The sequence below is a fragment of the Cryobacterium sp. TMT1-2-1 genome (genome assembly GCF_004403955.1).
GTDB classification, from domain to species: domain Bacteria; phylum Actinomycetota; class Actinomycetes; order Actinomycetales; family Microbacteriaceae; genus Cryobacterium; species Cryobacterium psychrotolerans.
On sequence record NZ_SOHC01000045.1, the window covers coordinates 38,752 to 45,932 of the forward strand.

Sequence of the window (7,181 nt, forward strand, 5' to 3'; positions counted from 1 at the left end):
CCGGGCGCTCCGCGGCCAATCTCCTTATGGCCGTAGCGGAGACTCGCGCGCCCGGTGTACCGTTTTTGCTGTCCGGACCTCCTTCGACTCGTGCATGTCGCAGGCTCCGTCGTCGTCATCGTGGGCAGCGCGCCCGGCTTGGAGCATCCGTGCGATCCAGGAAATTCGTCCCCGTCATTGCAGCGGCGCTCCTGCTGGCCGGCCTCCCGCTGGCCGGCGCCCCGGTGCCGGCCGCCGCCGCCGATTCGTTCTCCTTCGCGGTGATCGGCGACGTGCCGTACGGGTCCGCCCAGATTGCGGCATTCCCCCGTCAGATCGACCAGATCAATGCCGACCCTACGGTTCAGCTGGCCAGCCATCTCGGCGACATCAGTAGCCCCCTCAATTGCACCGACTCGTACTACTCGGCGATCAAGACACAGTTCGACCGATTCGTCGACCCCTTCGTCTACACTCCCGGCGACAACGAATGGGCCGATTGCCACCGCGCGACCGTGGGGAAGGCCAACCCCCTGGATCGGTTGAGCGCTGTGCGCAGGACGTTCTTCCCGGCCCCGGGAACAACGCTGGGGATGAACCGGATCGGCGTCAGCGCGCAGTCAGGGTACCCCGAAAACGTGCTCTTCGACGCCGGCGGGATGACCATCGCGGCCGTGCACATCGTCGGCTCCAACAACGACCTCAACACGTGGACGGGCCTGGGCTACTCATCGCCGACGACGGCGCAGAAGGCGGAGGTGACCGCCCGGACGAACGCCGGCAACACCCTGATGCGCGACGCCTTCGCGCAGGCCAGGGCCAACGGAAGCCGTGCCGTGGTCCTGATCACGCAGGCGGACATGTTCGCCCCCGGAGCGGACGGCTCGACCTACCGAACCGCCTTCCAATCGCTCGTGAAGACGATCGCAGCCGAGAGCCTGAGCTTCGCCAAACCGGTCTTCCTGGTCAACGGGGACACCCACAACTGGGCCAGCGACAAGCCCCTGATGTCGTCGACCTGGCGCTCCTACTATGGCGTCGCATCCGCTGTGCCGAACCTGTCCAGGATCACCGTCAAGGGCGGCACCAGCGAGTGGACGAAGTTCACCGTCGTGGCCGATGCGGCGGTGCTGAAGGTCCAGCGCATCCCCTTCGGCGCCGTCGCGTCGAACGCGGCGCCCGTCGCGGCGTTCACGAGCAGCGCGAATGCCCTGACCGCGACCGTGAACGGGTCGGGGTCCACGGACGCGGACGGGACGATTGCGTCTTATGCGTGGACCTTCGGTGACGGGGCGACGGCGACCGGCGTGACGGCGAGCCACACCTATGCCGCCGCGGGTACCTACCAGGTCACCCTGACGGTGACGGACAATGCCGGCGCCACGGGTACGGTCGGCCACGCTCTCACGGTGTCCGAGGTCACACCGCCGCCCCCACCACCGCCGCCCGCGGGGTCGACATTGGCGCAGGACTCGTTCACCCGAACGGTCAGCAATGGCCTCGGGTCGGCCGAGATCGGTGGAGCCTGGACGACGTCCGGCACGGCGGCCAACTTCGCCGTCGACGGCGGCGCAGCCGCAGTGACCAGCCCGGCCGGGTCGAACCGGTTCGCGTACCTGGACGGCGTGTCCTCCAGCGACACCGAGCTCAGCGCAACGGTGTCCTTCACCAGGCCGACGGCCAGCAGCATCTATGCGGGCCTGATCGGGCGGCGCGTGGGCGCGGCCACCTACGGCGCGCGCGTCGTCGTGGATGCGAACGGATCGGTGAAGCTGCAGCTGCAGCGCAGCACGAACACGGTGCTGCTCAGCACGACCGTCCCCGGCCTGACCTACCTCTCAGGCGACCGCCTCCAGCTTCGCGTGCAGGTGACGGGACTCTCGCCGACGACGATCCGGGCCACGGTGTGGAAGGTCGGCACGACCGAGCCGGTCGCCTGGCAGCTCACCGCCACCGACTCCACCGCCGCGCTCCAGTCGGCGGGAGGCATCGGCCTGTACAACTACCTGAGTGGCAGTGCCAGCCCCAGCACCCTCGTCGTCTCTTTCGACGACCTCCGGGCCGGGCCCACCGGGTAGTTCCGGGGCACGGACACCGGGGCACGGGCCCCGGGAGCTCAGGCCCCCAGGCGCATCCGGGCGATCGCCTCGTCCCGCATGTCGATCTTGCGGATCTTGCCGGAGACCGTCATCGGGAAGCTCTCCCGGACGTCCGTGAACCTGGGCACCTTGAAGTGGGCGAGTCGGCCGCGGCAGAAATCGGCGAGGTCGTCGGCCGAGATCATCTCGGCGCCGGGCTTGAGGATGATGCAGGCCATCAGCTCCTCCCCGTACTTCTCGTCGGGGACGCCGATGACCTGCACGTCCTGGATGGAGGGGTGCAGGTAGAGGAACTCCTCGATCTCGCGCGGGTAGATGTTCTCCCCGCCGCGGATGACCATGTCCTTGATCCGGCCCTCGACGCTGATGTACCCGGCCTCGTCCATGACGGCGAGGTCGCCGGTGTGGATCCAGCCGTCGCCGTCGATCGCCTCGGCGGTCTTCTCCGGCTCGTTCCAGTACCCGGAGATGACGCTGTAGCCGCGCGTGCACAGTTCGCCGATGACGCCGCGCTCCACCGTCAGGCCGGTGTCCGGGTCGACGATCTTGTTCTCCAGGTGCGGCATGGTCCGGCCGACCGTCGACGTGCGGCGGTCGATGCCGTCATCGCTGCGGGTCATCGTCGAGACGGGCGCGGTCTCCGTCATGCCGTAACAGATGGCCACATCCTTCATGTGCATCTCGCCGATGACGCGCTTCATCACCTCGACCGGGCAGGTCGACCCGGCCATCACCCCGGTACGCAGGGTGGAGAGGTCGTAGTCGGCGAAGTCGGCCAGCGCCAGCTCGGCGACGAACATGGTCGGGACGCCGTAGAGCGAGGTGCCCCGATGGTCCTGCACGGCCTGCAGCACCGCGGCCGGGCTGAAGCTGCGGCCGGGGAGGATGGCCGCGGCGCCGTGCGAGTAGATATTGAGGTTGCCGATGACCATGCCGAAGCAGTGGTAGAACGGCACGGCCAGCACGACCCGGTCCTGCTCGGTGTAATCGAGCAGCTCGCCGATGAAGAATCCGTTATTGAGGATGTTGCGGTGCGTGAGCGTGGCGCCCTTGGGGAAGCCCGTGGTGCCCGAGGTGTACTGCAGGTTGATCGGGTCGGTCGCTTCGAGTCCGGCCAGGCGCGCGGCCAGCTCCGCCGGGGCGACGTCGGCCGACCCGGCCGCCACCTCGGCGTAGCTGAACTCGCCCGGACGCCGTGCGTGGCCGTCGGGCTCGATGAAGACGAGCTCGGCCAGGTCCTCGCAGTCCTGGTGCGCCGTGCGCGCCATCGCGGCGTAGTCGCTGTTCTTGTCCGACGGGGCGGTGATGAGCATGCGCATCCCGCACTGCCTGACGACGTATTCCAATTCGCCGTAGCGGAACGCCGGGTTCACGTTAACGAGGATCGCTCCGACCTTCGCGGTGGCGTACTGCACGATCGTCCACTCGGCGCAGTTGGGCGACCAGATGCCGATCCGGTCGCCGCGCCGGACCCCGAGGGAGAGCAGGCCGCGGGCCAGCGCATCCACCTCGGCGTTCAGGTCGGTGTAGGTCCATTTTCGGCCCGTGGCGGCCTCGATGAGGGCGTCACGATCGCCGAACAGCGCCACATTTCGTTCGAAATCCACACCGATGGTGCATTCGAGAAGCGGCTGGTCTGACGGTGCGTCGGTGTACGAGAGCATGCAGGATCTCCTTTGATCGCCGGGCCAGCCTCAGCGAAGAGAGTGACAACTGCTACCGAGCAACGTACCAATGGCGGCCCCAGGCGCACGAATCGCCGCGGTGCTGCCGGGTACAATTAGTCGTTGACACAGTGACCGGATGCGACCGGTGAGCTAAGCGATGCCGCCCGGGCCGCGACCGGCGCGAGTTCCTCCATCGCCAGCGCGTAGCCGACGTTGGGCGTGTCCTCGGCCTTGGCGAAGATGACGCCGGCCACCTCTCCGCCGAGGCTGAGCAGCGGCCCGCCCGACTCGCCCTGCTGCACGTCGGAGGCGAGCGTGTAGACCTGCCGCGGCGACGGGTTCTGGCCGTAGATGTCGGCCACGCCGACCGAGGCGACGGAGATCACCTCGGCCGGATCGGAGTCGAAGGGGCCGCCGAGGGGGTAGCCGTCGGTGACTGCCTCGGTTCCCGGCGCGAGGTTCCCGGTCAGCTGGAGCGGGGCTGCGGTGAGGCCGCTGACCGCGATCACGGCGAGGTCGTCGACCGGGTCGAAGTAAACCACCCGGCCCGGCAGGGCGCCGCCGCCCGGCACCTCGACCACAGGTTCGCTCACGCCGGCGACGACGTGCGCGTTCGTGACGACGCGGCCGGCGGCCACGACGAAGCCGCTGCCCGACTGGTTCTGCCCGCACGCATAGGCGTTCCCGGTGATCTTCAGCACCGACCGCGCCGCGGTGACAAGGGCGGGGCTGCCGGTATCGACAGTGGGGATGTCCGGGCTGGGACCGGTGAAGGCCTCGACGATGCGGGGCAGCCCATCCTCCACTGCGCTCGAGCGAAGCTGGGCGAGGAAGCGCTCCACCGGGTCGGGGGTCAGCTCGTTGATCGTCCGGACCGTTCCGGACGAGGCGATCGCCGGCGACAGGAACGGCACCCCGAGGGCGCCGATGCTGAACGCCAGCATGGAGATCACCAGGGCGGTCGCGACCAGGGCGACGCCCGCGCCGAGCACCCGGTCGACCACGCGGAGTCTCGTGCGGTGCGCGCGGCGACGGATGGCGTGGCCGATCGACTCCCCGACCGTGAAGCCGCCGAGCACGAGCACCAGTGCGGCCCCCAGGGTCACCGGCGTGCGCCATTCCGGTGCCTGAATCCAGGGCCCGATCAGCGGAACGAGGAAGAACGCGACGGTGCCGCCGGCGACGATCCCGGCGATGCCGCTCAGGCTGCGCACCAGGCCGCTGCGATAGCCGTTGACCAGCGAGGCGACGAGCACGAGCACGAGCAGCACGTCCAGGAGGATCGGGTCCTGCATTCGGCATCCTCTCGTATCGCTCGTAGTGTTCGCGGGCCGCGATCAGGATAACCGAGGGAACTGGGAGCGAAGCTGCCTGATTCGGCGCCGGAGGCGCACGAGAGGCGCGAGGGTGGGCCCCGTCGGGCTCGAACCGACGACCCAAGGATTAAAAGTCCTTTGCTCTACCAACTGAGCTAGAGGCCCGCGGGTAATAATCTATCGCGGATTTCCCGGAGCTTTTGTCGGTACCGTTGATGCAGGCCCACGACCATCCGACAAACCGAGGGAGGACACGATGGCAGAGGACTTCCACAAGCCGACCCAGTTCTCCGGCAGCAAGTTCGAATCGTTCCAGGGCGGGGACGACCCGGCGTCGATCAGCCGCGTCGCCCATGAAACCGCCCAGGCCCTCCTGGCCCGCGTGCGCAGCGACCCGGATCCGCGCATCGTCGAGCGCCTCATCGCGTACACCGACGAGCACGGAATCGACACGGTCGCCGAGCTGTGGTCCCGGGCCACGCCCCGCAGCCTGCCCGGCGCGCTCTGGCGCATGTACCTGATTCGGCTGCTGATCCGGCAGGACCCCGACGGCACGGCGTTCCTCTACCAGCGTGGGGTGGACGTGACCGTGTCGATCGACCCCGTCGTGGCGGGCGCGTCGATCCCGACGGGACCGGCCGAGATCATCGCGGTGGCCGACGAGATCCTCCGCGGCGCGTTCTCCGGCGACTTCGCCGTCGCACTCGACCGCGCCGCCGCGTTCTGCCGGGTCACCGGAGCCGGGTGCACGAGCGTTGCCGACGACCTGGATGCCACCGAGCCGGCCCGGTCGTCCGAGCTCACCACGCGGGCGCTCCGGTTCTCCACCACCGCCCAGGACTTCGCCGCCTGCGCCCGCCTCTGGCGCCACCACTCGCTCGACTGAACGAGCCGCCCCGGGCGAGGCCATCGCTCAGGGCGAACAGCGCGCCGACCGCGGCCGACCTCGTTTACACTGGGTTATGGTCGGGCCGCAGTAACCCCGGGCTCCAATATTCGCCGCCTAGAGCGGCCGCACGCCGAGAGGCGTTCTGCGGCCCGACCTTCACCTCCGGTCGTCCACCTCCGGTCGTCCCACGCGACTGTCGAGGGGGCCACCGGTTGCCCGGACACGAGACATTCGACCAATCCGCGCGGGACTCGGCACCGAACCCTCTACATGGAACATGACGAGACCTGACATGCTTGTTCTCATGACTGCCGACTCCACGTACGACTCCGAGTCGACGGCTCCTGCCACCAGGGAGGAGCTGCTCGGCCGGATCGCGCACGGGGACCAGGCGGCATTCGGAGAACTGTACGACGAGATCGCCCCGCGGGTTCTTGGCCTCGTCAAACGCCTGCTGGTCGACCATGCACAGTCCGAAGAAGTGACCCAGGAGATCTTCCTGGAGATCTGGCAGAGCGCTACGCGGTTCGAACCGACGCGTGGCGGGGCATCGACCTGGATTATGACGATGGCCCACCGGCGGGCGGTCGACCGGATTCGCGCGTCGCAGGCCGGGCGCGACCGGGACCAGAAGATCGGAATCCGCGATCTCGCGGTCGAATACGACCATGTTTCCGAAACCGTAGAAGTTCGAATCGAGCACGAAAGGGTGAAGAAGGCGATGTCCAGACTGACGGAACTCCAACGCGAGGCGGTCAGCCTCGCGTACTACGGCGGGTTCAGTCACAGCGAAGTCGCCAAACGCCTGGACATTCCGCTCGGCACCGTGAAAACCCGTCTGCGTGACGGGATGATCCGCTTGCGAGACGAATTGGGGGTGGCGTCATGACCGAGCAGAAGCAGAACCCGGCCGACCTGTCCGGCGCCTATGCCCTGAACGCGCTCGGCGCGGACGACAAGGACGTCTACGAGGCGTACCTGGCCGGATCCGACGAGGCCAGGACCGAGGCGGCGGAGCTCGGCGACACCGCGCTCGCGCTCGGCCTGGCGGCGGACCCGGTCCAGCCGTCCGAAGGCCTCAAGGCGAGCCTGATGGCCCGGCTCGCCTCCACCCCGCAGCTGCCTCCGCTTCCCGTGCCCGAGGCCGCTCCAGCCGAACAGTCGGCGCCCGAGGCCGCTCCGGCCGCCGGCGTGACCGAGTCCGGCGTCGGCGTGCCCGCCGCGGCGCCCG

5 protein-coding genes, 1 tRNA gene and 1 pseudogene are annotated in these 7,181 nt (G+C 68.7%); 4 read left to right on the plus strand and 3 right to left on the minus strand.

Annotation, left to right across the window (positions count from 1 at the left end; translation table 11 throughout):
- The first annotated feature begins 149 nt into the window (after positions 1-149).
- Positions 150-2,057, plus strand: coding sequence for a PKD domain-containing protein (locus tag E3T33_RS15225; protein WP_166784444.1), 1,908 nt, complete (start codon positions 150-152; stop codon positions 2,055-2,057).
- A gap of 38 nt (positions 2,058-2,095) precedes the next feature.
- Here the strand turns inward: E3T33_RS15225 and E3T33_RS08220 are convergent, their stop codons facing one another.
- From E3T33_RS08220 to E3T33_RS08230, 3 genes are all read right to left on the minus strand, one after another.
- Positions 2,096-3,742, minus strand: a complete 1,647-nt coding sequence (locus E3T33_RS08220) for an AMP-binding protein (RefSeq protein WP_092322238.1) — start codon at positions 3,740-3,742, stop codon at positions 2,096-2,098.
- Between the two features lie 116 nt (positions 3,743-3,858).
- Complete coding sequence (locus E3T33_RS08225; RefSeq protein ID WP_134575109.1) at positions 3,859-5,040, minus strand: MarP family serine protease; 1,182 nt, start codon at positions 5,038-5,040, stop codon at positions 3,859-3,861.
- A gap of 113 nt (positions 5,041-5,153) precedes the next feature.
- A tRNA-Lys gene (locus tag E3T33_RS08230) sits at positions 5,154-5,226 on the minus strand.
- Positions 5,227-5,317: 91 nt separating this feature from the next.
- On the opposite strand from E3T33_RS08230, the gene E3T33_RS08235 reads away from it, so the two are divergent.
- From E3T33_RS08235 to E3T33_RS08245, 3 genes and pseudogenes are all read left to right on the plus strand, one after another.
- The gene (locus E3T33_RS08235; protein ID WP_092322235.1) at positions 5,318-5,947 is read left to right on the plus strand and encodes a DNA-directed RNA polymerase subunit beta; all 630 of its coding nucleotides are present in this window, start codon (positions 5,318-5,320) and stop codon (positions 5,945-5,947) included.
- 307 nt (positions 5,948-6,254) lie between these two features.
- Positions 6,255-6,839, plus strand: coding sequence for a sigma-70 family RNA polymerase sigma factor (locus E3T33_RS08240; protein ID WP_241982879.1), 585 nt, complete (start codon positions 6,255-6,257; stop codon positions 6,837-6,839).
- Positions 6,836-7,181 (plus strand): annotated as a pseudogene (locus E3T33_RS08245) (hypothetical protein); the annotation flags it as partial. The gene E3T33_RS08240 and the pseudogene E3T33_RS08245, both read left to right, overlap by 4 nt.